The sequence below is a fragment of the Microvirga zambiensis WSM3693 genome (genome assembly GCF_016735695.1).
GTDB lineage: Bacteria > Pseudomonadota > Alphaproteobacteria > Rhizobiales > Beijerinckiaceae > Microvirga > Microvirga zambiensis.
The window spans coordinates 66,147-92,994 of record NZ_JAERQD010000009.1 but is presented as its reverse complement, the minus strand read 5'-3'; the positions used below and the strand labels follow the sequence as shown (position 1 = coordinate 92,994).

At 64.3% G+C, this 26,848-nt stretch carries 27 protein-coding genes; 18 read left to right on the top strand and 9 right to left on the bottom strand.

From position 1 onward, the window contains the following. Positions 1–124: 124 nt before the first annotated feature. From gatC to JKL46_RS09625, 3 genes are all read left to right on the top strand, one after another. Complete coding sequence (gatC, locus tag JKL46_RS09635; RefSeq protein ID WP_201832301.1) at positions 125–412, top strand: Asp-tRNA(Asn)/Glu-tRNA(Gln) amidotransferase subunit GatC; 288 nt, start codon at positions 125–127, stop codon at positions 410–412. A 124-nt stretch (positions 413–536) separates the two neighbouring features. Next, positions 537–2,051 (top strand): Asp-tRNA(Asn)/Glu-tRNA(Gln) amidotransferase subunit GatA, encoded by a 1,515-nt coding sequence (gatA, locus tag JKL46_RS09630; protein ID WP_201832300.1) that lies wholly within the window; start codon positions 537–539, stop codon positions 2,049–2,051. Between the two features lie 5 nt (positions 2,052–2,056). Continuing rightward, positions 2,057–2,356 carry a hypothetical protein gene (locus tag JKL46_RS09625; RefSeq protein WP_201832294.1) on the top strand — a complete coding sequence of 100 codons (300 nt, stop codon included), beginning with the start codon at positions 2,057–2,059 and terminating at the stop codon, positions 2,354–2,356. Here JKL46_RS09625 and JKL46_RS09620 read toward each other — a convergent pair. Together JKL46_RS09620 and JKL46_RS35415 are read right to left on the bottom strand one after the other, a co-directional pair. Then, complete coding sequence (locus tag JKL46_RS09620) at positions 2,353–2,880, bottom strand: hypothetical protein (RefSeq protein WP_201832292.1); 528 nt, start codon at positions 2,878–2,880, stop codon at positions 2,353–2,355. The two genes, JKL46_RS09625 and JKL46_RS09620, sit on opposite strands and share 4 nt — an antisense overlap. A gap of 151 nt (positions 2,881–3,031) precedes the next feature. After that, entirely contained in the window at positions 3,032–3,358 is a 327-nt protein-coding gene (locus tag JKL46_RS35415) for an LPXTG cell wall anchor domain-containing protein (protein WP_246529224.1), read from the bottom strand. 221 nt (positions 3,359–3,579) lie between these two features. Here JKL46_RS35415 and gatB point away from each other — a divergent pair, with 221 nt between their 5' ends. From gatB to JKL46_RS09595, 4 genes are all read left to right on the top strand, one after another. Continuing rightward, positions 3,580–5,055, top strand: coding sequence for an Asp-tRNA(Asn)/Glu-tRNA(Gln) amidotransferase subunit GatB (gene gatB, locus JKL46_RS09610; protein ID WP_201832288.1), 1,476 nt, complete (start codon positions 3,580–3,582; stop codon positions 5,053–5,055). A gap of 61 nt (positions 5,056–5,116) precedes the next feature. After that, positions 5,117–5,776: a GDSL-type esterase/lipase family protein gene (locus JKL46_RS09605; RefSeq protein ID WP_201832287.1), complete on the top strand. Its 660-nt coding sequence runs from the start codon at positions 5,117–5,119 to the stop codon at positions 5,774–5,776. Beyond that, complete coding sequence (locus JKL46_RS09600) at positions 5,748–6,926, top strand: acyltransferase family protein (protein ID WP_201832286.1); 1,179 nt, start codon at positions 5,748–5,750, stop codon at positions 6,924–6,926. The genes JKL46_RS09605 and JKL46_RS09600 overlap by 29 nt, the downstream gene beginning before the upstream one ends. Positions 6,927–6,991: 65 nt before the next feature. Continuing rightward, on the top strand, positions 6,992–7,480 hold the full coding sequence (locus JKL46_RS09595; RefSeq protein ID WP_201832285.1) for a GNAT family N-acetyltransferase: 489 nt from the start codon (positions 6,992–6,994) through the stop codon (positions 7,478–7,480). Positions 7,481–7,580: 100 nt separating this feature from the next. On the opposite strand, the gene JKL46_RS09590 is transcribed toward JKL46_RS09595, so the two are convergent. Together JKL46_RS09590 and JKL46_RS09585 are read right to left on the bottom strand one after the other, a co-directional pair. Further along, positions 7,581–8,987 carry an adenylate/guanylate cyclase domain-containing protein gene (locus JKL46_RS09590; RefSeq protein WP_201832283.1) on the bottom strand — a complete coding sequence of 469 codons (1,407 nt, stop codon included), beginning with the start codon at positions 8,985–8,987 and terminating at the stop codon, positions 7,581–7,583. 315 nt (positions 8,988–9,302) lie between these two features. Further along, entirely contained in the window at positions 9,303–9,707 is a 405-nt protein-coding gene (locus tag JKL46_RS09585) for a DUF4345 domain-containing protein (RefSeq protein ID WP_201832436.1), read from the bottom strand. Positions 9,708–9,880: 173 nt separating this feature from the next. Here JKL46_RS09585 and JKL46_RS09580 point away from each other — a divergent pair, with 173 nt between their 5' ends. Further along, positions 9,881–10,522, top strand: coding sequence for a glutathione S-transferase family protein (locus JKL46_RS09580; protein ID WP_201832281.1), 642 nt, complete (start codon positions 9,881–9,883; stop codon positions 10,520–10,522). Continuing rightward, entirely contained in the window at positions 10,519–10,977 is a 459-nt protein-coding gene (locus tag JKL46_RS09575; RefSeq protein ID WP_201832279.1) for a GNAT family N-acetyltransferase, read from the top strand. The genes JKL46_RS09580 and JKL46_RS09575 overlap by 4 nt, the downstream gene beginning before the upstream one ends. A 67-nt stretch (positions 10,978–11,044) precedes the next feature. Here JKL46_RS09575 and JKL46_RS09570 read toward each other — a convergent pair whose 3' ends face one another. Further along, entirely contained in the window at positions 11,045–11,296 is a 252-nt protein-coding gene (locus JKL46_RS09570; RefSeq protein WP_201832277.1) for a hypothetical protein, read from the bottom strand. Between the two features lie 231 nt (positions 11,297–11,527). Between JKL46_RS09570 and JKL46_RS09565 the strand changes: the two genes are divergently transcribed. Beyond that, entirely contained in the window at positions 11,528–12,235 is a 708-nt protein-coding gene (locus JKL46_RS09565) for a glutathione S-transferase N-terminal domain-containing protein (RefSeq protein WP_201832275.1), read from the top strand. Between the two features lie 178 nt (positions 12,236–12,413). On the opposite strand, the gene JKL46_RS09560 is transcribed toward JKL46_RS09565, so the two are convergent. After that, positions 12,414–12,818: a DUF2147 domain-containing protein gene (locus JKL46_RS09560; RefSeq protein ID WP_201832273.1), complete on the bottom strand. Its 405-nt coding sequence runs from the start codon at positions 12,816–12,818 to the stop codon at positions 12,414–12,416. A 150-nt stretch (positions 12,819–12,968) separates the two neighbouring features. Between JKL46_RS09560 and ndk the strand changes: the two genes are divergently transcribed. The 5 genes from ndk (at position 12,969) to JKL46_RS09535 (ending at position 21,573) form a co-directional block, all read left to right on the top strand. Continuing rightward, positions 12,969–13,391: a nucleoside-diphosphate kinase gene (ndk, locus tag JKL46_RS09555; RefSeq protein WP_201832271.1), complete on the top strand. Its 423-nt coding sequence runs from the start codon at positions 12,969–12,971 to the stop codon at positions 13,389–13,391. Between the two features lie 241 nt (positions 13,392–13,632). Next, the gene (locus tag JKL46_RS09550; RefSeq protein WP_201832267.1) at positions 13,633–16,875 is read left to right on the top strand and encodes a cadherin domain-containing protein; all 3,243 of its coding nucleotides are present in this window, start codon (positions 13,633–13,635) and stop codon (positions 16,873–16,875) included. A gap of 253 nt (positions 16,876–17,128) precedes the next feature. After that, on the top strand, positions 17,129–19,282 hold the full coding sequence (locus tag JKL46_RS09545) for a molybdopterin-containing oxidoreductase family protein (RefSeq protein WP_201832263.1): 2,154 nt from the start codon (positions 17,129–17,131) through the stop codon (positions 19,280–19,282). A 237-nt stretch (positions 19,283–19,519) separates the two neighbouring features. Next, positions 19,520–19,879 carry a hypothetical protein gene (locus tag JKL46_RS09540; protein WP_201832261.1) on the top strand — a complete coding sequence of 120 codons (360 nt, stop codon included), beginning with the start codon at positions 19,520–19,522 and terminating at the stop codon, positions 19,877–19,879. A 422-nt stretch (positions 19,880–20,301) separates the two neighbouring features. Then, positions 20,302–21,573, top strand: a complete 1,272-nt coding sequence (locus tag JKL46_RS09535; RefSeq protein ID WP_201832259.1) for a lytic murein transglycosylase — start codon at positions 20,302–20,304, stop codon at positions 21,571–21,573. Here JKL46_RS09535 and purN read toward each other — a convergent pair. From purN to JKL46_RS09520, 3 genes are all read right to left on the bottom strand, one after another. Beyond that, positions 21,570–22,217, bottom strand: coding sequence for a phosphoribosylglycinamide formyltransferase (gene purN, locus JKL46_RS09530; protein WP_201832258.1), 648 nt, complete (start codon positions 22,215–22,217; stop codon positions 21,570–21,572). The two genes, JKL46_RS09535 and purN, sit on opposite strands and share 4 nt — an antisense overlap. After that, the gene (purM, locus tag JKL46_RS09525) at positions 22,217–23,287 is read right to left on the bottom strand and encodes a phosphoribosylformylglycinamidine cyclo-ligase (protein WP_201832256.1); all 1,071 of its coding nucleotides are present in this window, start codon (positions 23,285–23,287) and stop codon (positions 22,217–22,219) included. Before purM ends, purN begins: the two co-directional genes overlap by 1 nt. Before the next feature lie 219 nt (positions 23,288–23,506). Next, entirely contained in the window at positions 23,507–24,136 is a 630-nt protein-coding gene (locus tag JKL46_RS09520) for a hypothetical protein (RefSeq protein ID WP_201832255.1), read from the bottom strand. 314 nt (positions 24,137–24,450) lie between these two features. Here JKL46_RS09520 and JKL46_RS09515 point away from each other — a divergent pair, with 314 nt between their 5' ends. The 3 genes from JKL46_RS09515 to JKL46_RS09505 are packed head-to-tail and all read left to right on the top strand — an operon-like array spanning position 24,451 to position 26,825. Continuing rightward, a complete protein-coding gene (locus JKL46_RS09515) occupies positions 24,451–24,981 on the top strand; it encodes a CDP-alcohol phosphatidyltransferase family protein (RefSeq protein ID WP_201832254.1) in 531 nt (176 codons plus the stop codon). 28 nt (positions 24,982–25,009) lie between these two features. Next, on the top strand, positions 25,010–26,140 hold the full coding sequence (locus tag JKL46_RS09510; protein WP_201832252.1) for an AI-2E family transporter: 1,131 nt from the start codon (positions 25,010–25,012) through the stop codon (positions 26,138–26,140). After that, positions 26,133–26,825 (top strand): P-loop NTPase family protein, encoded by a 693-nt coding sequence (locus JKL46_RS09505; protein ID WP_201832250.1) that lies wholly within the window; start codon positions 26,133–26,135, stop codon positions 26,823–26,825. Before JKL46_RS09510 ends, JKL46_RS09505 begins: the two co-directional genes overlap by 8 nt. Positions 26,826–26,848 lie beyond the last annotated feature (23 nt).

Genomic DNA, 26,848 nt, shown 5'->3' with positions numbered 1-26,848 from the left:
GCGGGATGGCCGGGACAAGCCCGGCCATGACGTGGTGGGTGTCATTCCCCACATCGAACATTGCCCCCCGAGGCGGGCGGGTGCTATAGGCCGGCCAGCAGATTTCCAAGAGGTTAGGCCATTCATGTCGGTCGATGAGAAAACGGTCCGCCGCATCGCCCATCTGGCGCGCATTGCCGTGACGGATGCGGAGGTGCCGCATCTCCAGGGCGAGCTCAACGCGATTCTCTCCTTCGTCGAGCAGCTCAACGAGGTCGATGTGGAGGGCGTGGAGCCGATGACCTCCGTCACCCCCATGATCATGAAGAAGCGCGAGGACGGCGTGACCGATGGCGGCTATGCCGAGAAGATCGTCCAAAATGCCCCGGCCACCGAGGACAACTTCTTCCTCGTGCCGAAAGTGATCGAGTAAGGGCGCTCTGCCCTTACTCGATCATCCCCGGGCAAACGCGGTGCGACCCGGGGATCTCCCGCAGAATAAGGCGTGGATGGCCGGGACAAGCCCGGCCATGACGTTAAAACAGAGATCCAGTCCCGTGACCGAACTGACCCATCTCACCATTGCCGAAGCCCGCGACGGCCTGAAGGCCAAGAGCTTCTCGGCATCGGAGCTCGCCATGGCCCATATCGCCGCCATCGAGAAGGCGAGGGCGCTCAATGCCTATGTGCTCGAGACGCCGGAAAAGGCGCTCGCCATGGCCAAGGCCTCGGACGACAGGATCGCAAAGGGTGAGGGCGGGGCGCTCGAGGGCATTCCGCTCGGCATCAAGGACCTGTTCTGCACCGACGGCACGACCACGACCGCGGGCTCCAAGATCCTCGGCAACTTCCACCCGCCTTATGAATCCACCGTCACCCGAAACCTCTGGAACGACGGCGCGGTCATGCTCGGCAAGCTCAACCTGGACGAGTTCGCCATGGGCTCCTCCAACGAGACCAGCGCCTTCGGTCCCGTGGTGTCGCCCTGGCGGCGCGAGGGGTCGAACGTGGGCGCCGGCACTTCCGGCGCCATCGAGGGCAACCATCTGGTGCCCGGCGGCTCTTCGGGTGGCTCCGCGGCCGCCGTTGCCGCTCATCTCTGCCTCGGCGCCACCGCCACCGACACCGGCGGCTCGATCCGCCAGCCGGCTGCCTTCACCGGCACGGTCGGCATCAAGCCGACCTATGGCCGCGTGTCCCGCTGGGGCACTGTGGCCTTCGCCTCGTCCCTCGACCAGGCCGGCCCGATCGCCCGGACGGTGCGCGACGCGGCGATCATGCTGCGCTCCATGGCCGGTCCGGACGCAAAGGACACCACCTGCGCCGACCTACCGGTGCCGGATTTCGAGGCGGCCATCTCTCGCGGCGTGAAGGGCCTCAAGATCGGCATTCCGAAGGAATACCGGGTCGACGGCATGTCGCCCGAGATCGAGCAGCTCTGGCACCAGGGCGCCGAATGGCTGCGCGCCGCCGGCGCCGAGGTGGTCGAGGTTTCCCTGCCTCACACCAAATATGCGCTGCCTGCCTATTATATCGTCGCTCCCGCCGAGGCGTCTTCGAACCTCGCCCGCTATGACGGCGTCCGCTACGGCCTACGCGAGAACGGCAAGGACATCGTCGATCTCTACGAGAAGACCCGCGCCGCCGGCTTCGGCCGCGAGGTCAAGCGCCGCATCATGATCGGCACCTATGTGCTCTCGGCGGGCTATTACGACGCCTATTACGTCCGCGCGCAGAAGCTGCGCACCCTGATCAAGCGCGACTTCGAGGAGGTCTATGCTCAGGGCGTGCACGCGATCCTGACCCCCGCGACCCCGTCCGCCGCCTTCGGCATCGGCGAGAAGGGCTCGGGCGATCCGGTCGAGATGTATCTCAACGACATCTTCACCGTGACGGTAAACATGGCGGGCCTGCCGGGCATCGCCGTGCCGGCCGGGCTCGATTCGCAAGGGCTGCCCCTCGGCCTGCAGCTCATCGGGCGCGCCTTCGACGAAGAGACGCTCTTCGCCACCGCGCAGGCGATCGAGGATGCGGCCGGCCGCATCAAGCTGCCGCAGGCGTGGTGGGCTTAAAACACGTGCATCCCACCGTTCCCGTCGTCCATCTCTGGGATTGGCTGCCCGCCGCCTTCGATCCGGTTCTGGTCGTCATCGCTCTCTGGCTCGGCTGGAAGGCCGACCAGTTCGGCAAGGTGCTGATCGTCGGCATGATCGCGCTGGCCGTGTCGGTGCTCGTGTCCTGGGTGATCAGCAGCTTAGGAATACCCTGGATCGCCCCGGTTCGGTCCGACGCGCTGACCCTGTTTCCGGTGCGGTTCGTCGCGGCCCTTCTCTGGGCCAGCGGTGCCTATCTCGCCCGGCGGGTGGCGAACCGCTAGGTTTCGGCGAGCCCTGCGCCGGATCCAGCCGGGTTGCCGAGCGCCGTGGCGATCTCTCCCAGCGTGGCCTTCTCGGCATCGCTGACGGCGACGCCCCCAAAGCCCAGGAACCCACCTTCCTTGCCGGCCTCGGCCGATTTCTGCGCGACGCTCCACAGCCAGGATTTGAAGGCAACCGCATCTTCGGGCGCCTTGGCGTCGAGCAGGCTCGAGACCGCATGCAGCTCCGCGATGGCCTTGTTCTTGATGTCGGCGAACTGGCTGCCCTTGAACTGGGCCTGGAAGCCCTCGCGGACGGCGTTGCGGGTGTTGGTGTCGGCAATGTCGTCGGCGACCGCCTTTACCAGAGGCGTCGCCTGGGCGTCCTGTTTGGCTTCGAGCAGGGCCCAGCCGCTCGCCATGGATTCCTGCAGCAGGCTCCAGAGCCCGCCCGGATCCGCAGCCGTGATCGCCATGCTGGCGACCACAGGGCTCGCGACGATGCGGGACCATTCCTCTGGGGTGAAAGTCGACTTGCTGGCCATCGCTTTGCTCCTGAGAGGCTGCCCGCTCGAACGTTTTCAAGCGTAACCGCTCCCAATTCCGGTTGGTTCCGACAGGTTGGAAGGTGAAACGAAAAATGGGTCTGACCCGAAGGTCAGACCCATCATGCGCAGCGTTACGCGGGACGTGGGGTTACTGCGGATTGGCCGGAGCCGACGGAGCGGCCGGGGAAGACGGCGTCGCCGGGGCCGCGGGGGCCGACGGAGCAGCCGGGGTCATCGGGCTCGCTGGAGCGTTCGGAGCGGTGCTCGGCGAGGACTGGGTGGTCGGCGCCGTGCTGCCCGTGGTGCTCGGCTCGTTGCTGCCGCCGTCATAGAAGAGGAAGGCCAGCAGGCCAAGCGCGACAACAAGACCACCGATCACGTAGGCAAGAGTGTTCGAACCACGCCCGGTGTTATCGTAGACGTTGGTTTCGCGATTGTAGACATTGGGTTCGCGATCCATAGGATCCATAGCCATTTTGAAACTCCTTGACCGTTTTACCTCCCGAACAACGCTGAATGTGGAGAGCGGTTTCATCGCAGCGTGGCAATTATTTTTGAAAACTGTGCATAAATTTCCGATTATCTTAACGATTGGTTCACCAACCTGAACGTCCGTTCATCTTGAAAGGGGTTGACCGGCTCCGACGCCGCTCGTACTCCGGGCAGGATAAGGCGAGAATTAAAGGCGCAAGGCTCATGAACGCTCCGGTCAACCCTAAGAAGCTCATCAAAGGCGCGACAGGCGATTGGGAAATCGTCGTCGGCATGGAGATTCATGCCCAGGTGACGAGCCAGGCCAAGCTGTTCTCCGGCGCCTCGACCGCCTTCGGCGGCGATCCGAACAGCCACGTTTCCCTGGTCGACGCGGCCATGCCCGGCATGCTGCCGGTGATCAACGAAGAATGCGTGCGTCAGGCGATCCGCACGGGGCTTGGCCTCAGGGCCGAGATCAACCTGAAGAGCACTTTCGACCGCAAGAACTACTTCTACCCGGACCTGCCGCAGGGCTACCAGATCAGCCAGTACAAGAGCCCGATCGTGGGCGAGGGCGAGGTGATCGTCGATGTGCCGGAAAGCGGCGAGACCATCACCGTGCGCATCGAGCGGCTGCATCTCGAGCAGGATGCCGGCAAGTCCATCCACGACCTGCACCCCACCTTGAGCTTCGTCGACCTCAACCGTTCGGGCGTCGCCCTGATGGAGATCGTGTCGAAGCCCGACCTGCGCTCGGCCGACGAGGCGCGCGCCTACGTGACCAAGCTGCGCACCATCCTGCGCTATCTCGGCACCTGCGACGGCGACATGGAGAAGGGCAACCTTCGTGCCGACGTGAACGTCTCCGTCCGCCGCCCCGGCGAAGAACTCGGCACCCGCTGCGAGATCAAGAACGTCAATTCGATCCGCTTCATCGGCCAGGCCATCGAGGTCGAGGCGCGGCGCCAGATCGCCATCCTGGAGGACGGCGGCACGATCGACCAGGAGACCCGCCTCTACGATCCCGGCAAGGGCGAGACCCGCTCCATGCGCTCGAAGGAAGAGGCGCACGATTACCGCTACTTCCCCGATCCGGACCTGCTGCCGCTCGAATTCGACCAGGCCTATGTGGACGATCTCGCCCGGCACCTGCCGGAACTGCCGGACGAGAAGAAGGCCCGCTTCATGGCGTCCTACGGGCTGCCTCCCTACGACGCCGGCGTGCTCGTGGCCGAGCGCGTCTCCGCCGACTTCTATGAGGACGTCGCAAAGGGTCGTGACGGCAAGGCGGCCGCGAACTGGGTGATCAACGAGCTCTTCGGCCGCCTCAACAAGGACGGCAAGGATCTCACGGAAACGCCGGTCTCGGCCGCGCAGCTCGGCGCCATCATCGAGCTCATCGGCGAGAACGTGATCTCCGGCAAGATCGCCAAGGATCTGTTCGAGATCGTCTTCACCGAGGGTGGCGATCCGCGCGAGATCGTGGAAAAGCGCGGCATGAAGCAGGTGACCGACACGGGCGCCATCGAGAAGGCCGTCGACGAGATCATCGCCGCGAACCCGGACAAGGTGGAGCAGGCGAAGGCGAAGCCGACCCTGCTCGGCTGGTTCGTCGGCCAGACCATGAAGGCCACCGGCGGCAAGGCCAACCCGCAAGCCCTCAACGAGATCTTGAAGCAGAAGCTCGGGATCGAGTAAGTCTCGTCGGCCCACCGGCGGAAGCAATCGTTTCCGTCGGGCTTTTGCAGGTGCTGATCTCGTGACCCAGCAGCCCAATCCCTTCGCACCGCATTGGTTGATCCGCGACATCACGATCGCGACGCACCGGACGCTTGTCGGCCCCGGCGGGCTGCTCTTTCTGGGCGACTCGCTGGTCGAGGGTTTCTACTGGAGCAGCCTCGGCGGCCTTCCGGTGCTCAACGCCGGCTATTTCGGCATCTGGACGGAAGAGCTGGAGCCGAAGGTGGCGCGCCTGCTGAAATCGGCGCAGCCGAGCATCGGCGTGCTGCTCGTCGGCACGAACGACGCCAAGAAGGGCAGCTCCGAGGAAAGCATCGCCGCCGCCGCCGAGCATTTCGAGCGCGTCGTGCGGCATTTCGAGGATGCAGGCGTGCCCTTCGTCGCGGTGACGCCGCCGCCGATCGAGCCCTCCAAGAGGCTCTCCAATTTCTACCTGGCCGATTCCATGGAGTCCTTGAGCCGTCGCATCCTGCGGATCGTCGACGGCCGTGCTGCAGCGATCCTCGATCTGCAGAAGGATTTCGCCGATCCCGACGGCGCCGCGCGGGCTGGGATCACCACCGACGGCATCCATCTGTCTGCGGAGGCCTACCGCCTGCTGCACGACATGCTTGAGACAACGATTGCCGCAGTGACGGCGTGGAGGGGCCATGAGCGCGGCCAGTCAGCCCGTCTTTAATTCAGCCGCGTCGCCAAGCGGCGCGCATTGGCCGTTTCTCGACCTTCTGCGCCTGGGTGCGGCGTTGCTGGTGCTCTTCGGGCATACCCGCGGGCTGCTCTTCGTCAGTTTCCAGGATATCCCGCAGGCGGGATTGGGAACCAAGGCTTTCTATTTCCTGACGGGCATTCATCGGGAAGGCGTGGCGATCTTCTTCGCGGTCAGCGGCTTCCTGGTCGGCGGTGGCGTCTGGCGGTCACTGCAAAGGAAGAGGTTCGATGCGAAGACTTATTTCGCCAGCCGCTTTGCCCGCATCTATATCGTCCTTCTGCCGGCATTGGCGCTGACATTCCTGCTCGACTGGATCGGGCGATCCACCCTGATCGAGACGCGCTTCTTCGGCGAGCGGCCCCTGATGCCCATGGGCCTCACTTCGGACTGGACCTGGGGGCAGCTTGCCTGCAACGTCGCGGCGGTGCAGGGGATTTTCTGCAGGCCGCTCGGTCTCAATCCGCCGCTCTGGTCGCTCGGCTATGAATGGGTGTTCTATCTTCTCGCCCCCATTCTGTTCGGTCTTTGTCTTGCGACGTTCCCGAAAGTGCTCAAGCTCTGTGCCGTCGCGCTGCTGTTCTTAGGGATCTCCACTCTGGCGGGCGGTTTTCTGAGCTGGATGCCCTGGTTTCTTATCTGGGTCGCAGGAACGCTGGCAGCCCAGGTCGTCAGAGAGCGCCATCTGCCGCTTATCGTCGGCCTGATCGGATTGGCCGCGGTGGTATGCGGCTTCGTCGTCTCGCGCCTGCAGATCCTGCCGCCCTACGGGACCGATCTCATGGTCGGATTGGGAACCGCGCTTGCCATCGCAAACGGGCGTTTGCTGTCCTGGTGCCCGCTCGCTGGCCCGGTTCGCATCGGAGCGGATTTTTCCTATTCGCTTTATCTCATCCATGTACCGGTCACCGTTTTCCTCGGCGGCCTTCTTGAGTGGTACGGATGGCCCTCGCTTCTGGTTCCTCCGAGCGCATCTGCCTATGCTGCTTTTGCTGGTCTCGTACTCGGAGCAATCGTCGCGGCCTTTGCGTTCGCCCTCCTCACCGAGCGCCGCACCGAAGCCGTCCGCGATCTCCTTCTTGGGCGTAGAGCCACGACATCCGTGCTCCCGAAACCCATTTAAACGCCCGCGCCCCGCCAACAGATCGATTGCCCGCAACCATGTCCCAACCTGCGCCATCCCTTGCAATGGCTTCCTCCGCCCCGATCATCCGCTCCGTCGTCGACGCCGATGCGCAGGATATCTTCGGCCTGATCGCGATCTGCTACGCGGAATATCCCGGCTGCTTCGTCGATCCGCATGACGACCTGCCGGACTTGCGCGCGCCGAGCATCTCCTATGCCGCTTCCGGCGGCGCCTTCTGGGCCGTCGAGGATGAGCGCGGACGGATCTGCGCCTGCGTCGCCGTCGATTTTCCGGAAGCGGGCGTTGCTGAACTGCACCGGCTCTATGTCCGTCCCGGCCAGCGCGGACAGGGATTGGGTTCGCGTCTCGTTCAGAGGGCTGAAACCCACGCCCGCATGCGCGGCGCCTCGCGCTTGATCCTGTGGTCCGACACCCGCTTCACCACCGCGCACAGGCTCTACAGCCGCCTGGGATATGTGCAGATCGACGGGCAGCGTCAGCTCGGGGATATTTCGCAGTCGGTGGAGTATCGTTTCGAGAAGGTGCTGTAATTTTCTACGTCATGGCCGGGCCTGTCCCGGCCACCCACGCCTTTAACGCCATGAAGGCATGGACCCCCGGCACGAGGCCGGGGATGACGAAGTTGTTCCCTCACGGAATCTCATAAACCAGATATTCGTCGTTGAGGCCGCGCAAAGCGGTCTTTTGCAGGGTAGGCTGCAGGCCCCGCGTCTCGATGATCTGGGACGCCTCCGGATGCTCGACCACGGAATCGGTCGCGAAGATCGAGCGCGACATGGCAAGGCCTTGCACCCGCGATGCGATGTTCACCGTCTGGCCGAAATAATCCTGCCGGTCGTTCAGGGTGACGGCGAGGCATGGCCCTTCGTGGATGCCGATCTTCAAGAGCAGGTCTTCCTGGCCGCGCTGGTCGTTGAGGCTTCGCATGGCCTCGCGCATGCGCAGGGCGGCGGAGATTCCGTGGTCCGGCGTGGGGAATGTCGCCATGACCGCATCGCCGATGGTCTTCACCACGGCGCCGGTCTCGGAGGCGACGATGTCCTGGAGCACGCGAAAATGCTCGCGCACGAGGTCGTAGGCCACGAGATCGCCGACGCGCTCGTAGAGTTCCGTCGAGCCCTTCAGGTCCGTGAAGAGGAAGGTCAGGCTCGTGATCTTCAGGCGCTGGTCGATGTCGAGCGTATCGGTGCGATAGAGGTCGCGGAAAGTCTGGTTGGTCAGAAGACGCTTTGCGGTCAGGAACTGGCGGCGCTGCTTCATCATGTGATGCAGCTCGTCGCTGGCCACCCACACCGCCGGAAGGACACGGCGGTTCGTACGGTTTTCGAGCGAGATCCGCAGAGGTCCGGGCTGCATGGTCAGGGTCTGGTTCTGCGGGTGCGTCTCGTTGAGCACGAGCGACAGGCTCTGCCGCTCGCGGGTCGGTTCGCCCTTCACGTCGATGAACTGCGCCGCATGGGTGACAGGCTCGAAGATGATCACGAATGCCGCCGGCAGCTGCAGGGACAGGATCGCGCGCTCTCCCGGCGGGAGCTCGACCGCGTCGAGCACGATCTCCTCGATCATCCGATCGAAATCCTCCGGCAGGTCGATGCCCGAACCCCAGAAGATTTGGCGCATATATTCGTGCATCGGCAGCGAATCCGGGTCGTGCGCCGCGATCTTGCGCACCCGCGGGCTGACCGTGAACGTGACCTCGACCATTTCGTCGAGGGTCGGCTCGTAGCCCGCCGCGCAGAGGGAGCAGCAATATTCGCTCTGGTTGACGGATTTCAGGCTCATCCCGGCCTCGAGCACGCCGCCGCATCCGGGGCAGAGCACATTCCAGGACATCTCGAACAGGCCGAGCCGGGCGGCATGGAGAAACGCCGCGATGACGCGATCCTCATCGAGCCCGCGCTTCCTGGCGAAGGAGAGCGCATTGATCCGGTTCAGCTCATGATCGGGCGCGTCACGGATCAGCGTTTCGATGGCGTCGACGATCTCGGCGTCGGCGGATTGGCGCAGGACGGCGAGGAGTTTCTGGTCTTCGCTCATGATGGGGCCTCCTTCGAGGCGCTGTCAGGCCATGGGGATTTCAGCAGACCACGGCACGGGCCTTCGGGCCCTTACGTCCGATAAAGGACGGCTATGATAGCAAAACCAGCGCGGCGAGGCACGTTCTTCTAGAGTATCGGCTCGAAAGGTGGGCTCTGCGTTCGGGCCCTCGAAATGCGTCGTCAGGCGAAAAGGCCGAGCTTCCAAAGGCCCTGAGGGGCGATGTCGCTGGACAAGGAGGTATCCTATGTTTGTCGAGGTACGGGCTTCCGATAAAGTGATGGCCTTTCGACGCGGTCTTGATCGAGCAGGCGCTTATGCAACCCCGTATTCCTCGGCGTAGCGGTTGGCGACGCGGGTCTGCCACAGGCAGAGAACGGGAGCGACGAAAAGTTCGACGACCAGGCCGCCGACCATGAAGAAGGACGGCAATCCGGTGAGTGCGAGACCGATCAGCCGGCTTAAGCCGCCGATGACGACGAGCAGGGTCAGAATCCGGAAGCGGCCCGTCCTGATCTCGATGGAGGGCAGGGTGCTCCAGAAGCACAGGCCGATGCCGAGGAGAAGGCCGGACAGGAACCGGAAATGGCTCTCGGCGGAGATCGACACCGCATCGCCCGTGAGCGCCTGCCCGAACAACACCCCGTATAGCCCCGTCGCGACGGGGATGGCGGCGACGATAGCCACGCTCTGCTGCAGCAGTTTTCGCTCGCGTTCCATGCTGGGCATGACATCCCCCTGAAGCATCGGTTGTCGATGCTCATCCCTAGGCTGGCGCATCGTTCGGCGCGGAGCCGGAAGTCCGCACCATATGCTGGATTTTGCTCCTTCCAGGAGCCGACACAATCGACTAGCTTCCCGGGCCACAGAATTTTCTCATGGAGGGGCGCATCATGACGGCACGGTTCGAACTGCACGGGTTTGCCTATTCGGGCCCGACCTACAAGGTCGCGCTCACCCTGTCGCTGATGGGCGAGGCCTTCGACTACGTGCACGTGAACATGATGGCGGGCGAGCATAAGCAGCCGCCCCATCTCTCCCGGCAGCGCTACGGCCAGGTGCCCCTTCTGCTCGACCGGAACAACGGCCGTCACCTGTGCCAGTCGGCGGCGATCCTGGAATATCTCGCCGACATGACCGGCAAGTTCGGCGGCGCCAATCTCGATGAGCGGCTGCAGGTGCGCGAATGGCTCTACTGGGATTTCGACCGCCTCGCGGCGCCGCTGTACAAGGCACGCGTGATCAAGCTGGGCTTCCGCAAGGCGTCGCCCGAGGTGGCCGAGGATTGCATCCAGGCTGCGAAGGCCGGTCTCAGCGTTCTTGAGACCCATCTCGCCGGCCGCGAATGGCTGGTCGGGGAGGGCCTGACCATCGCCGATATCGACGTTTATGGGGTCGTGACTTTCGCGGGTGAAGCCGGCATCGACCTTGCCGATTATCCCCAGATCCAGGCTTTCACGCAGCGCATCGAGGCACCTCCCGGCTTCAAGGCCAGGGCGGAGCTGCTGCCGATGGAATCGCGGGCGGCGGCATGACCGACCTCTCGATCCGCGAGGCCCGGGCAAGCGACCTCGAAGCGATCATCCGCCTGCACGAGGAGGATGAACTGGGTTCGCACGGCGACCTGTGGTCGGAGGAAACGCGGCCGGCCTACGAGGCCGCTTTCGCCGCCATCGCGCGCAGTCCCGAAAACCGGCTCTTCGTCGCGCTCGACGGCGACGAGATCGTCGGCACCTTTCAGCTCACCTTCATCCCCAACCTCACCGGACGCGGAGCGTTGCGGGTCAAGGTCGAGAGCGTGAAGGTGAAGGCAGTGCGGCGCTCGGGAGGCATCGGCGCCCGGATGATCGCCTTCGCCGAAGGCTACGCCCGCGAGCAGGGGGCCAGAGCGATGGAACTGACCTCGAACAAGACCCGCAAGGACGCACATCGCTTTTACGAGCGCCTGGACTTCGCCCGCAGCCACGAGGGCTTCAAGAAGAAGCTTTGAGCGCCAGCGAGCCCGATATCGGCTGTCACTCCGCTGCGCGGCCCCGGATGAGAGGAAGGGTGGGCCTCTAGGCCTTCGTCTCGGACTTGAGCCGGGTGTTGCAGGCGCTCCAGAACTTCGGCCAGTTGGCGTCTTTCTCGAGCTTGCCGCTGGCCTTGGCGTCCTTCCATTCGAGGCTGCACCTGGCCATGCGCTCGCGCGCGGCGGTCTGGGCGGGAGTCGGTTCCCGCTTCGGTTTCGTATCGCCGGCGGCCTCGACGGTGCCGGCCATGGAAAGGGCCATCGCCACGGCGATAGCCGAACTCACAACGCGGTTCATGAACTGATCCCCCACAGACCCGATTTTATCGTTATAAGATAACCTGTCCGAAACATAGGAACAAGTGCTTCCTGCCCCTGGAGCGGCTTCACCTGGGTGCTCATGCGTTGAGCATCGCCCCGCCGGGAGTGGGCTGTCATTTTGCGTCTGCGAAAAACCGGCTCCATTTTTCTGCGCGATGCGCTAACGTCTCAGCGCAGCCCCGTAGCGACATCGAAGGAGAGGCGTTCCATGGCGGTTTCCCCGCAGCAGCCGATCGAGCTTTATTACTGGCCGACCCCGAACGGATGGAAGATCACCATCATGCTCGAGGAATGCGGGCTGCCCTACACCGTCCTGCCCGTCAATATCGGCAAGGGCGATCAGTTCAAGCCGGACTTCCTGGCGATCTCGCCCAACAACAAGATGCCGGCCATCGTCGATCATGACGGACCGGGTGGCGAGCCGATCTCGGTCTTCGAGTCGGGTGCGATCCTGCAATATCTCGGCCGCAAGACCGGCAAGTTCTATCCGCAGGACGAACGAGGGCGCGTCGAGGTCGACCAGTGGCTGTTCTGGCAGATGGGCGGCTTCGGCCCCATGCTCGGACAGGCCCACCATTTCCGCATCTACGCGCCGGAGAAGGTGGACTACGCCATCGACCGCTACACCAACGAGACCAATCGCCTCTATGGGGTGCTGAACAAGCGCCTGGCCGACCGGGAATTCGTGGCGGGCGAGTATTCCATCGCCGACATGGCCATTGCCCCCTGGGCGAAGCTCTGGGAGCGCCAGGGCCAGAACATCGACGAGTTTCCCCATGCCAAGCGGTGGCTCGAAACCGTTCTCGCCCGCCCGGCGGTCCAGCGCGGGATCAAGGTGAGCTCGGAGGAGCGGGAGAAGACCGACCTGACGGACCCGAAGGTCCAGGCGATCCTGTTTGGGCAAAGGGCGCGGTAGGATCCGGCGCGTCAGTAGGCAAGGTCGGAATGAGACCTTCACGTCATGGCCGGCCTCGTGCCGGCCATCCCGATTCTGCGAGGCACGGCGCTTTTCTGGATCGGGATCACCGGCACGACGCCGGTGATGACGTGGGAGGCAGTATGAGGGGCAGTGCCTCGACTTTCCAGCCCCATGCTCAATTCACCTTCGTCCAGGTCTGCGACCGGCAGATCAGGCCGCCCAGGACGCAGCCGGAGAGCTGCAGGGTGGTCGGGGTCATCACCTTGAGCTTGCCCGTATAGGTTCGCCCGTCCTGCGGATTGTAGAGCTGGCCGCTGAGGCCGTCGCCCTCCGGCTTGGCATCCCAGATCATCCGGACGCCGACAATGGGGCGCTCGCGCAAGGCAGGATCCGAATTGTTCGTGTCCTTCTGGTAGGTGGAGGTCACGATGGTGCCGCAATAGACGGTGCCGCACCTGGCGATCCGCACACGGGTATCGCCGCTCTGGGTCAGCCACGTGCCGCTCGGATCGGCCGACTGAGCCTTTGCGGGCAGGGCGAGCGCGATCAGTCCGAACGCCGCCAGGATCGCTTGCTTCATTTCTCGTTCCTCCAGACCGACCGGGCAAGAGACTAGGGGAGCAGGTTAAGCTTTCCAAGCAGCCGGGGCAAAAGGCGCTTGAGGCCTAAGGGTCACGCCGCTATAAGCGCCGCACTTCACCATTTCTCATAATCCTCAAAGCGAGCTGTCATGGCCATCGAGCGCACTTTCTCCATCATCAAGCCCGACGCGACCGAGCGTAACCTCACCGGCGCCGTCAACGCGGTCATCGAGCAGGCTGGCCTGCGCATCGTCGCTCAGAAGCGCATCCTGATGAGCCGCCGCGAGGCCGAGACCTTCTACGCGGTCCACAAGGAGCGTCCCTTCTTCGGCGAGCTGGTGGATTTCATGATCTCCGCTCCGGTCGTCGTGCAGGTGCTCGAAGGCGAGAACGCCGTCCTGCGCTACCGCGAGATCATGGGCGCCACCAACCCTGAGAGCGCCGCCGAGGGCACGATCCGCAAGCTCTACGCCAAGTCCATCGGCGAGAACTCGGTCCACGGCTCCGACAGCCAGGACAACGCCAAGATCGAGATCGCCCAGTTCTTCTCGGGCAACGAGATCGTCGGGTAAGCGCCTTCGGGCCCTATCGCCTCCAGCGTTCAGGCCGCCTTCGGGCGGCCTTTTCCGTTGTGAGGCCTCGCCCGCATTTTTCGCCCCCAGGGGGTCAAATCGCGCACTCCCGCCGGATCGATGCCACTTACTGCTTGTTATGATATATAATTCCAATAATTTGAGCCCATGACGTGCGGGTAGGCGTGCAAACGATCTCCCGGACTTATGGGGCTGCCTGCCCCGGGCATCAGGGGGATCAATGGCTTTCACCATCTATCGGGCCGGGGCCGAAACGCGGGTCAATACCATCACCGCGGGCGACCAGAGCCGTCCGAGCGTCGCCCGGCTGAACGATGGCGGCTGGGTGGTGGCCTGGCAGGGCCAGGATTCCGAAGGCACCGGCATCTACATGCAGCGCTTCGACGCGCAGGGGACGCGCCTATACGCCAGTGACATCCCCGTGAACGACGCTACGGCGGGCGAGCAAAATCCCCCGGTCGTTGCTGCGCTCACGGATGGCGGCTGGGTGATCGCTTGGCAGGATCTCAAATACTACGAGGTGACCCAGCAGCGCTACAGTTTTGACGGCGTCGCCGGAGCGACGTTGCCTGTCTACGGCTCCAACCCGGTGACACCGGGCTTCGCCAACCTGGCCATCGCAGGCCTGCCGAACGGCGGCTGGATGGTGACATGGTCGGGCGGCTGGCCGGTCGACATCATGCAGCAGCACTACAGCTCGGCAAGTGCCACGCCGGGAACCGTGACCTCGCTGGACCAGACCTTCGACCGCAGGGAAAACTATTCCAGCATCGCGACACTCACCGGCGGCGGCTGGGTCGTGGCCTGGAGTACGGGTTTCGATCGGGACGTCCAGGCGGACATCATCGTTCAGCGCTTCGACAGCGGACGCAACCGCGCCGGCCCACCCGTGGTCATCGGCGCTGGGGATGGTGTCGAACAGAACCGCCCGAAGGTGGCCACGCTCACCGGCGGCGACTTCGTCCTGACATGGCAGACGGGGACCGCCGCCAATGGTTATGACATCTATCAGCAGCGGTTCAGCAGCAACGGAACCGCGCGGGGCCCAGCTGAACTCGTGTCGCAATACACGACCGGCACGCAAGAGGCGCCCGGCATCGCTGCCCTCGCCGACGGCGGCTGGGTGATCACGTGGAGCACCGGTGCCGAAGTCGCGCATCGCTACTACAACGCGTCCGGCGAGACGATGGGGCCGGACCTGCGCGTCGTGACGCGCAACGCCAGCAACACCAATCGCTATTCCAGCGTGGCGGCCTTGTCCGATGGCTGGGTGGTGACATGGCAGGACAACAACGCCGATACCAGCACGTCGAGCGGAATATCACAGCGCACCTTCCGGAAGGCCGGAGGTACGGCTCTTTCCTCATCATGGGAATACGCCATCGGCACGGCGGTTGACGACATCCTCGAGGTCGATCCGGACGGGCTCGCTTCCGACGTGATCGCCGGGCATGGCGGCACCGACACGATGCAGGTGATGCGGGCCGGCCGCATCGATCTTTCGGCAACGATCAGCATCGAGAGTGTCGAGCGGCTGATCGGCTCGAGCGGCGACGATGTGATCGTCAGCGATGCAGCACGCCTGGCCGGCTTCACCCTCATCGACGGCGGGGACGGCCGGAACACGCTCGAACTGAACAGCAGCCTCCAATCATATGACCTCACGGCCAAGACCCTCGAAAAAATCGGGCGCGTTGTCTTGGGTGCGGCAAATGCAAGGGTTCTCGTCGACGAGATTCCGATGGCGCTTCTGATGCATGCGACGCAGGACGGAACGACCGTCGAGCTCACGGTCGGAGCGTTCAGCCAGGACGAGCGGTTGCAGCTCTTCCGCCAGGGCATCGACGTGATCATCGCCGATGGCGTCACTTACCGGTCCGGCGCGCCCGATGTCGGTGGACTCAATGGCGACGAAGTCTCGGTGGTGGCCGGAGGTAGAGTGCGTCTCGATCGCGGCGGAGACGCGACGGTACAGGACGCCACCGGGCGTTTCGACACGCTGACCGTGATCATCACCAATCGCGACGCCGATGAGGACGGTCTCGGCATCGATGTCGGCGATGGCTCGCCGGTGACGCTCTCGAACGGCGTGACCATCGGCAGCGTGGTATCGGTCGAAGGGGCGGCGATCGGCACGATCACAGCCGATGGCGGCCCTGCCGGATTGTCAATCGCCTTCGACGAGGGTGCTACGGCGGCACACGTCGAGGCCCTCCTGCATGTCCTCACGTACGAGCATCACGGGACGTCACTGAACCGCCCGCGTGACATCGTGATTACGCTTGCCAATGCAGGCGGCGGCGCGAGCGCATCGAATTTGACCGTCGAATTCGGGAACTCGCCGCCGACTCTGATCCTGCCGCCGGCTCCGACCGGCGTGGACACGGGCCTCTTGTCGCTGTTTGCCGATGCGTCGGTAAACGATGCGAACGGCCATACGCTGACGGTGACCGTGACCCTCGACGACAAGGCCAAGGGAGTGCTCGTCGCGACCAAAGGCGGCCGCTACAATGCCGAGAGGGGAATCTTCACCTTCAGCGGCAGCGCCGGCGCCGCGACCGACGCGCTGAAGGGCCTTCAATTCGATGCGCGCGATCGCAGCGATCCGGTCGGCGATGTGGAGTCCACCACCTTCGCCATCTCGGTGTCGGACGGCTTGGCAACGACGCCCGGTACACTCACCGTCCACATTGCCACCGCCAACCGCGCCCCGGCCGTGCCGGATCTCGTCGGCAGCGGCTTGAAGGAGCTGTCCGATCCCGGCACGCCGGTCGGAAGGCTCTCGGCGGGCGATCCCAATGGCGGCGACACGCTCACCTATGCGCTGATCGGTGCGCCGCAGGGCTTATTCGCGATCAGCGGCGATCAGCTCGTGGTGCAGAACGGCATCCTGCTCGATTACGAGCAGACGCGCTCCTACACCTTCACCATCCGCGCCACCGATGCGGGCGGTCTCTTCAACGACCGCGTCGTCACGGTGAATGTCGAGGACGTCAACCCGGAGCGCACCGCCGGCAGCGGCTCCGACGACCGCATCGTCGGCGGCAGCGCGGCGGACGTGCTCTCCGGCGGGGCCGGCGCCGACATCCTCGCGGGCCGGCTCGGCAAGGACATTCTGCGCGGCGATGGCGGCCGCGACGTCTTCGTGTTCGACACCAGGCCCAACAAGAAGACGAATGTCGACACGATCAAGGATTTCTCGGTCAAGGACGATTCGATCTGGCTCGACAACGCGGTCTTCAAGACGATCGGCAAGGGCACGCCGGAGATGCCTGTGAAGATGAAGGCCGGTTTCTTCCATGCCGGCAAGGCGGCCCATGACCGCGACGACCGCATCGTCTACGACAAGGCGACCGGAAAGCTGTTCTACGACGAGGACGGCACGGGCCGCAAAGCGCAGGTCGAGATCGCGATCCTGAAGAAGAGCCTCAAGATGACGGCAGCGGATTTCTTCGTCATCTGAGAGGCGCGCGCAACAGGGCGAGCGATTGCCGCTGCGCGTGCCACGTCATGGCCGGGCCTGTCCCGGCCATCCCGATCAGGAAAAGCGCAGCGCTTCATGTATCGGGATCACCGGCACGAGGCCGGTGATGACGGCGAGAGCGTTGCGAAGCACGGCGCTCCGACTGTCCGACCCGGCCTTCGATCCCCCGCGAGGGGGAGGGCAGATTGACGGCCTTTTCATTTCCGGCCCTTTCCCCCATCATGCGCCCGCCATGAACCAAGCTCCCCGCATCGAACGCCGCGCCTCCGTCTGCCCGCATGATTGCCCCTCCGTCTGCTCCCTCGATGTGGAGGTGATCGACGGGCGAACCATCGGGCGGGTGCACGGGGCGAAGACCAACAGCTACACGGCGGGCGTGATCTGCGCCAAAGTGGCGCGCTATGCGGAGCGCATCCACAACCCAGACCGGCTGCTCCACCCCTTGAAGCGCACCGGCCCGAAGGGCTCGGGCCAGTTCGAGCGCATCTCCTGGGACGAGGCGCTCGACATCGTGGCCCAAAAGTTCCTGGAGGCGGAGAGGGAGTTCGGCACCGAATCCGTCTGGCCCTATTACTACGCCGGCACCATGGGCTTCGTGATGCGCGACGGCATCAACCGCCTGCGCCATGTGAAGAAATATTCCGGCCAGTATTCCACCATCTGCACCGCCATGAGCTGGACCGGCTATGTCGCCGGCACGGGCCATCTGCGCGGCGCCGATCCGCGCGAGATGGCGGTCTCCGACTGCATCGTGATCTGGGGCACGAATCCGGTTCACACGCAGGTCAACGTGATGACCCACGCGATGAAGGCCCGCAAGGAGCGCGGCGCCAAGATCGTCGCCATCGACATCTACCAGAACGCCACCATGAAGCAGGCCGACATGGCCCTGCTCGTGAAGCCCGGAACCGACGGAGCGCTCGCCTGCGCCGTCATGCACATTCTCTTCCGCGACGGTCTTGCGGATTGGGATTATCTCGAGCGCTATACCGACCATCCGCACGAACTCGCGGAGCATCTGAAGAGCCGCGATCCGCAATGGGCTTCCGCCATCACCGGCCTGCCGGTGGAGGAGATCGAGGCCTTCGCCGGGCTCGTGGGCACGACGAAGCGCACTTACTTTCGTCTCGGCTACGGCTTCGGGCGTCAGCGCAACGGCGTGGTCAACATGCATGCGGCGGCCTCGATCCCGGCGGTGACGGGGGCATGGCGGCATGAAGGCGGCGGTGCGTTTCATTCCAACAGCGGCATCTTCCACTGGAACAAGGGGCTGATCGAAGGCCACGACGCCATCGACAAGAACATCCGCATCCTCGACCAGTCGCAGATCGGCCGCGTTCTCACCGGCGACGCTGAGGCGCTCTATGACGGGCCGCCCGTCAAGGCGATGCTGATCCAGAACACCAACCCGGTCTCCGTGGCGCCGGAGCAGGAAAAGGTGAAGCGGGGATTTGCCCGCGACGACCTCTTCGTCTGCGTCCACGAGCAGTTCATGACCGAGACGGCGCTGATGGCCGACATCGTGCTGCCCGCGACCATGTTCATGGAGCACGACGATCTCTATTCCGGCGGTGGGCACCAGCATTTCCAGGTCGGGCCGAAGCTCATCGACCCGCCTGGCGAATGCCGCTCGAATCACGAGGTGTTTCGCGGCCTCGCCGAGCGGATCGGCGCCGAGCATCGCGGCTTTGCCATGGAGCCGCGCGAGATCATCGACTGGACGCTGCGGAATTCCGGCTGGGGCTCGCTCGAGAACCTCGAAGCGCATGTCCATTTCGATGCGCAGCCGCCCTTCGAGGAGGCGCATTTCCTCAACGGTTTCGGCTATCCCGACGGCAAGTTCCGCTTCAAGCCCGACTGGACCAAGGTGCCGTCCTACAACAACGGCGCCATGGGGCCCTGGGCGAGCATGCCGGCCTTCCCGGACCATTGGGGCGTGATCGAGGCGGCGACCGAAGAGCATCCGTTCCGCCTCGCCACTAGCCCGGCCCGCAACTTCCTCAATTCCAGCTTCACCGAGACGCCGACATCCCTCGAGAAGGAACGCCGGCCCGAGGTGATGATCCACCCGCTCGATGCCGAGCCGCAGGGCATCGCCGCGGGCGATTGGGTGAAGCTGAAGAACCATCGCGGCGAGGTCTTTTTGCGCGCCAGGCTGTTCGACGGCGTGCGCCGCGGCGTGCTCATCGCCGAGGGCATCTGGCCCAACGCCGCCCACCCCTTCGGGCGCGGCATCAACACGCTGACCGGCGGCGACCAGGTCGCCCCCTATGGCGGCGCGGCTTTCCACGACAATCGGGTGGCGCTGGAGAAGGCGGATCTCGATCCCTCACTTGAGCCCCCAATCGCCCGAAAACGCCTGCGGGATGAGGCGCTTGTCGGCTGATCTTGAGAGGGAGAGTAAATATCTGCCCGTCATGGCCGGGCCTGTCCCGGCCATCCCGATCATGTGAAGCCCTGCGCTTTTCTTGATCGGGATCACCGGCACAAGGCCGGTGATGACGTGAGGCTGATCACGACGCCGGTCAGACCTTCTTAAGCCTATCTGCAGCTCCCACTTGATCCTGAACGGTCAAGCCTATTCTAAAATCCCGAACGTGATTTCCTCCTCGGGGAGCTATCCATGATCTCGACCGTCCGTGCGGTGCTCGCCGCAGCCGCCATGTCCGTCGGTGCGACCGCAGCCTTCGCTGCCGCTTCCAACATGCCGACGCAGTACCAGCCCGATCCGGCGCTCAAGACCGAGAGCATGGCCCAACTGCGCGCCCGCGTCAGCCAGGCCTGCACCGTCGTCCAGGCGAGGAGCCGGAGCGGCGTCAGCGAGGCTTCCCTGAAGTCTCCCTGCGACTGCTATGCCGGCCGCACGATGCGCGCGCTCAGCCCCGAGGAGGTGCAGGCCTATCGCGACACCGGCGTGTTCAACGACACCGCCCGCGCCAAGGCCCTCTCCGCGCTCGACGCCTGCAAGCTCCCGCGCCCGTAGAATTCGCGAGAGGCTGGGCCGGCAAGGGATTCCCCCTAGCCCTCATCCTGAGAGGCTGGCTCATAAAGGGATTCCGCCCCCCGAAGCCCTCATCCTGAGGGCCGCCGCAGGCGGCGTCTCGAAGGACGAGGGCGTCTCCAGAGACCACTGGACGATCCTTCGAGACGCCACTGCGTGGCTCCTCAGGATGAGGTGAGAGATTTATGAGCCAGCCTCTGAGGAGCGACCCGTCTCGAAGGACGAGGGCGTTTCCAGTGCTCTCTGGAACCTCCTTCGAGACGGTCACTCCGTGACCTCCTCAGGATGGGGTCTCAGGGTAATCTGAAGCTCGGCCTTCAGGGGGCATCCTCGGTCATCGTGCGAAGTAGGGCGGGAGCGAGGCGGCGCTTTGCCAGGTCAGCCCAATGCTTTAGATTTCCGCCATGCCCTTGCCCCACAGTTTCACCCGTTTCGTGGCCGCTGTTCTCATGGCTCTCGTGGCTTGTGGCCTGCCGATCCCAGGAGCCTGGACGCTCCACGCACAGGACGCGCGCTCAGCCACCGAGGCGCAATTCCGGGACTGGCTTGCGCAAACGGTTTGGCCCGATGCGCAGAAGCAGGGCGTCTCGCGGGAGACCTTTGAACGTAACCTGTCGGCGATCGGGCTCGCCTGGGACCTCCCGGAACTTCAGCCGCCCGGCACGACGGCTCCGCCCGACGATCAGCGGCAGGCGGAATTCCAGCGACCGGGGCGCTATTTCGCCGAAGCTCAGCTCGCCTCCCTTGCAAAGACCGGGCGCGACCTTCTCCGGCGATGGACCGACACGCTCGACGGCATCGAGAAACGATACAGGGTGCCGCGGGAAATCGTCGTCGCGATCTGGGGGCGGGAATCGCATTTCGGCCGCGTCGCGCCGCAGCACCAGGCTCTGCGGGTTCTGGCCACGCAGGCCTTCATGGGGCGTCGCCGCGCGCTGTATTACCCGGAGCTTCTCGCGGCTCTCGTGATCCTCGAAGAGGATCATTTTTCCGGCGAGACCCTGCTGTCGTCCTGGGCCGGCGCCATGGGCCAGCCGCAATTTCTCCCGTCGAAATTCCTGCGCTACGCGGTCGATGCGGATGCGGACGGGCGGCGGGATGTCTGGAAATCGGTGCCCGACAGCCTCGCCTCCATCGCGAATTATCTGCGCGAGCACGGTTGGAAACCGGATGTGCCCTGGGGTGTCGAGGTGAGCCTGCCGCAGGCCGTTTCCTGCACGCTCGAAGGTCCACGGCAGGGCAGGCCCATGCAGGAATGGCGGCGGCTCGGCGTGACGCCCGTCGGCGGCGGCGCCTTGCCTGATTGGAGCGGCAATGCGACCGCCTTCCTGGTGATGCCTGCGGGCCGCCTCGGACCGGCCTTCCTGGTCTCCGAGAACTTTTACGTGCTCAAGCAGTACAACGAATCCGATCTCTACGCGCTCTTCATCGGCCACCTCGCCGACCGCATGCGCGGCGCCTCGGCCTTTGCGGGCCAGTGGCGGCCGGTGGACAGCCTGAGGCGCGGCCATATCCAGGCCATGCAGGAGCGGCTGAAGGGGCAGGGCTACGATGTCGGCAAGGTGGACGGCCTCGTCGGCTTCGCCACCCGCACCGCCATCGGCCAATGGCAGGCGAAGAGCCGGCGTGACGAGACCTGTTTTCCGGATGCGGCGCTGGTCGAGGCGATCCGCTAACCCGGCGAATGCAGCGTTCCGTCGGCATTCCAGCCGCGTGTGAATGCCACCCGCCCGTTGTCGAGCCGCGCGGTCCCATCGCAGATCATGCGCAAAGCCTTCGGGTAAAGCACGTGCTCCTGCACGATCACCCGTGCGGCGAGGCTATCCGCGGTGTCGCCCGGCACCACGGGCACGGCGGCCTGGGCGATGATCGGGCCGGCATCGAGTTCCGGCACCACGAAATGCACCGTGCAGCCATGCACCAGCACGCCATCTTCAAGCGCCCGCCGGTGAGTCTGGGTGCCGCGGTAGAGCGGCAGGAGGGATGGGTGGATGTTGATCATCCTGCCTGACCAGCGCTCTACGAAACCGTCGGTCAGCACGCGCATGAAGCCGGCGAGGCAGATGAAGGCGATATCGTGCGCCTTGAGCTCGGCCTCCATCGCCTGCTCGAAATCCTCGCGGGTCGGATGGGCCTTGTGATCGACGACGGCCGTTGCGATGCCGGCCGCCGCTGCCCGTTCGAGTCCGGCCGCGTCGGGCCGGTTCGACAGGACGAGGGCGATCCCGGCCGGGAAATCCGGGCGGCTCGCGGCCTCGATCAGGGAGACCATGTTCGAGCCGCGGCCCGAGATCAGGATGGCAACGCGGCGGCGCGTCATCAGAGCTTCAGGGAGCCGGAGGTCTGCACAGGCTCACCGCCGGTATGGGCAATAGTCTCGCCGATGCGCACCGGGCTCTCGCCAGCCCGGCGCAGACGCTCCATGACGTCATCCGCCTTGTCGGCGCTCGCCACCACGATCATGCCGATGCCGCAATTGAAGGTGCGCAGCATCTCGGCCTCCGCCACGCCGCCTGTCCGGCTCAGCCAGCCGAAGACGGGTGGGACGGCAATGGCGTCGAGATCGAGCCTTACGCCGACGCCGTCGGGCAGGACGCGCGGGATGTTGTCCGGGAAGCCGCCGCCGGTGATGTGGCAGAGCGCGTTGATGCCCTCGCCGCCTCTGATCATCTCGAGCAGCGCCTTCACGTAGATCCGCGTCGGCTCCAGCAGGGCCTGGGCCAGGGTTTTGCCGGAAGCGAAGGGAGCGGGCGCATCCCAGGCGAGGCCGGAATGCTCGACGATCCGGCGCACCAGGGAGAAGCCGTTGGAATGGACGCCGGAGGAGGGCAGGCCGATGAGCACGTCGCCGACGCTCACGTCCTTCGGCAGCAGCGTCCCGCGCTCGGCGGCACCGACGGCGAAGCCGGCAAGGTCGTAATCGCCCTTGGCGTAGAGGCCGGGCATCTCCGCCGTCTCGCCGCCGATCAGCGCGCAGCCGGCCTGGAGGCAGCCCTCCGCGATGCCCTTGACGATATGGACGCCGACCTCCGGCGAGAGCTTTCCGGTGGCGAAATAATCGAGGAAGAACAGGGGCTCGGCGCCCTGCACGATGATGTCGTTCACGCACATGGCGACGAGGTCGATGCCGATCGTGTCGTGGATGCCGGTGTCGATGGCGATCTTCACCTTGGTGCCGACGCCGTCATTGGCCGCGACCAGGATCGGGTCCTTGAAGCCGGCGGCCTTGAGATCGAAGAGCCCGCCGAACCCGCCGATCTCCGCATCGGCCCCGGGCCGGCGCGTCGAGCGGACCAGAGGCTTGATCTGGTCGACCATGGCATTGCCGGCATCGATGTCGACACCCGCCTGGGCATAGGTCAGGCCGTTCGTCTGCGTCTCGGTCGTCATGGCTCACCCCGTGTTGCGCTGGGGAGTAAGGCGGGAGGGGGCGGGAGGCAAGGGGATTCAGCAATTTACCATCTAATCTCACCTCCATCTTGGGGTGATACGGGAGTGCTGAGCTTGAGCTGAAATAAGATATTCAAGACATAGGGCGTCGATGAAGCAACCTAATGGTAGAATACTGCGAGGTCCAATGTGAACACTCATGCTTTTCAGAGAAACGGCTTAGCGGGTGCTGGCAGGTGTGCCCTCTTTCGCAATGAAAGACATTATTCTATTAATATAGGTGTTCCTGAAATTTAAAGCTCTGCTTTCTGCATCGTTGAAATCGTAAGTATTGTATTCGATGCTAATAGATTTTAATGGTATTGAAAGTGGGAGGAAGAATGTCTTGAATTCTGCTCCAGCGTCCTTGCGGGTAAGAAAAGCAAGCCCGGCAAATCCGTCGATCTCTGTCGATAAAAGCGTTACTGTTTCTTGTGAATTAGATTTGATCTTGGCGAGCTTCTGACCAATTTCTGAAAGAACCTGAGGATTCTCTCTAGGTGCAGCCGTTAAGTTGCCACTCCGGTCGGCTATCTCTAGCCGGTCGGAGATTATGATTTCTGCCCATTCGACGTTCTTATCGCCATACAAAATACTAAACCGATGTTTGGAGGGACCACATGTGGATGTGGGTATCCGCATAGTCCTCCGTGGTAAGCTTTCAATCACATCCGGAAAGGGAACGTCTCGAACGAGCGGAGCCGATTCTTGCTCGTCAAACCAGTCACCCCTGCATGCCGATGCAGGAGAGACTGCAGGTAGAGTAAGGAAAAGGATGAAGATCGCTTTGATTGCAAGTCGAGGGGTCATGAAGGGCTTAGTCCTGCCGTTCTCACTTTATAACATAGAGCATCTGCTTTGAATGTTGAGAACTGCACTCTTCGCTGCACCCAACTCAGATCGTATTTCCCTGCCCTGCGGGGAGGCAGGAATGGTGTGGCTGGGTGAATGGGTAAGCCAGCCAGCACGTCTCCCTCTCTCATCAGGAGAGGTGAACCTGCGCCACATCCTGTCCCCGATCCCGGGTGGCCCCGGCCACCCGGGATGACCGCTCTTGTGACCGTTATCCCCACCCCGGGCCGACCGGATTGAACTCCGGCCCCCGACCGGCCATCATCGGGCCGATGACCATTCCGAACATCATCACCATCGGCCGCCTGATCATCGTGCCCTTCGTGATCGTCATGATCATGCAGCAGCAGTGGAGCACGGCCTTCATCCTGTTCGTGGTGGCGGGCATCTCGGACGGGATCGACGGGTTCATCGCCCGGAATTTCAACCAGAAGAGCGAGTTCGGGGCCTATATCGACCCCATCGCCGACAAGGCGCTGCTGGTCTCGATCTACGTGACGCTCGCCATCGTCGGCGCCATCCCGAGCTGGCTCGCCATCATCGTCGTATCGCGTGACGTGATGATCGTGGCCGCGGTGCTTCTGTCCTGGGTCATGAGCCGCCCGGTCGAGATCAAGCCGCTCCTCGTGAGCAAGCTGAACACGGCCGCCCAGATCGCATTCGCGGCCTACGCGCTCGCCGCCAATGCCTTCGGCGCACAACTCGCCGGGCTCGAGGACGTCGCCATGCTCCTGGTCGCTGCCTTGACCATAGCCTCTGCGGGTGCCTATCTCGGGGGCTGGCTGAGGCACATGACCACCTGAAGGCCAGATTTTGGGGTATGGAGTACCGATGACGGTCCAACGGCAGATCGGGTTCTGGATAGCGGCGCTGGTCGTCGTGGTGCTGCTGCTGTTCCTGCTGCGCGGTATCCTGCTGCCCTTCGTGGCCGGCTTCGCGCTGGCCTATCTGCTCGACCCCCTGGCCGACCGGCTGCAGAAGGTCGGCGTCGGCCGCCTCGGGGCCAGCCTGCTGATCCTGGTTCTCTTCGTCCTGGTCCTCATCATTTCCCTCATGATCCTGGTCCCCTTCGCGGCGCAGCAGGTCGGCGCTTTCGTGGAGAGGCTGCCGGGCTACGTGACGAGGCTTCAGGAGCTGGGCAGCGAGCAGCTGGGGCCGCTGGTGCGCAGGCTCGGCCTCGAGGATGCGCTGCCCAACGCGCCGACCTCGCTCGGAAACCTCATCAGCCAGGGCATCGCCTGGATCACCGCCTTCCTCCAGGGCCTGTGGTCGGGCGGGCAGGCGCTGATCGGCATCTTCTCCCTGCTGGTGGTGACGCCGGTGGTGGCCTTCTACATGCTCGTCGACTGGGACCGCATGGTGCGCACCGTCGATTCCTGGATGCCGATGCGTCACCGGGAGACGATCCGCACCATCGCCCGCGACATCGACCGGGCGATTGCCGGCTTCGTCCGGGGCCAGGCGCTGGTCTGCATCATCCTCGGCACGTTCTATGCCGTGAGCCTCGCCCTCGTCGGGCTCAATTTCGGGGCGCTCATCGGCATGACGGCGGGGCTTCTCAGCTTCATCCCCTATGTCGGCTCGCTCACGGGCCTCATTCTCTCCGTCGGCGTCGCCATCGTGCAGTTCTGGCCCGACTGGACCATGATCGCGGCGACGCTCGGCATCTTCGTCTTCGGCCAGTTCGTGGAAGGCAACATCCTGTCGCCGAAGCTGGTGGGCGATTCCGTCGGCCTGCATCCGGTCTGGCTGATGTTCGCGCTCCTCGCCTTCGGCGTGCTTTTCGGCTTCGTCGGACTGCTGCTGGCGGTTCCGCTTGCCGCCGCCATCGGCGTGATCGCGCGCTTTGCCCTGCGGCAATATCTGGCAAGCCCCCTCTATCGCGGCACGGATGCGATGATCCTGCCGCCGGTGACGCGGATCGAGATCGAGACCGACCGCAAGGCCGATCTCGATGCGTGAGACGCCCAAGCAGCTTGCCTTCGATCTTCCCCTCGACCCGCGCTTCGGCGCCGAGGATTTTCTCGTCAGCCCGTCGAACGAGCAGGCCTATGGGCTTATCGAGAGCTGGCCCGACTGGCCCGATACGATCCTGCTGCTGATCGGTCCGCGCGGCAGCGGCAAGAGCCATCTCGCCTCGATCTGGGCGACGAACGCCCATGCCTGGACCATCGACGCCTCGTCGATCACGCAGGACAAGGTCCCGCATCTCGTCTCGAACGGCGCTCTCGCCATCGAGGACATGGATCGGGGGGAGCGTGACGAGGCGGCCCTGTTCCACCTGCTCAACCTCGCCCGGGAGAAGAAGGCCTTCCTGCTGATCACGAGCGAGACGACGCCCGACCGCTGGTCCCTGAAAACGCCGGATCTGCTTTCGCGCCTGCGCCTCGCCCCGAGCGTATCGCTCGAGGCGCCGGACGATGCGCTCCTCAAGGCGGTTCTGGTGAAGCTGTTCGTCGACAGGCAACTCGTGGTCGACACCTCCGTTGTCGACTATATTGCTCTGCGGATCGAACGGTCGCTGGCGAAGGCATCCGACCTCGTGGCGCTTCTCGACCGGGAGGCCCTGAGCCGTGGTCGGCGCGTATCGCGCGCGATCGCGGCGGAGATCCTTGGCGCCGCGCAGGAAACGGAAGAGAACGAGTGAAGCCCGAGACCAACGCCCTGTTG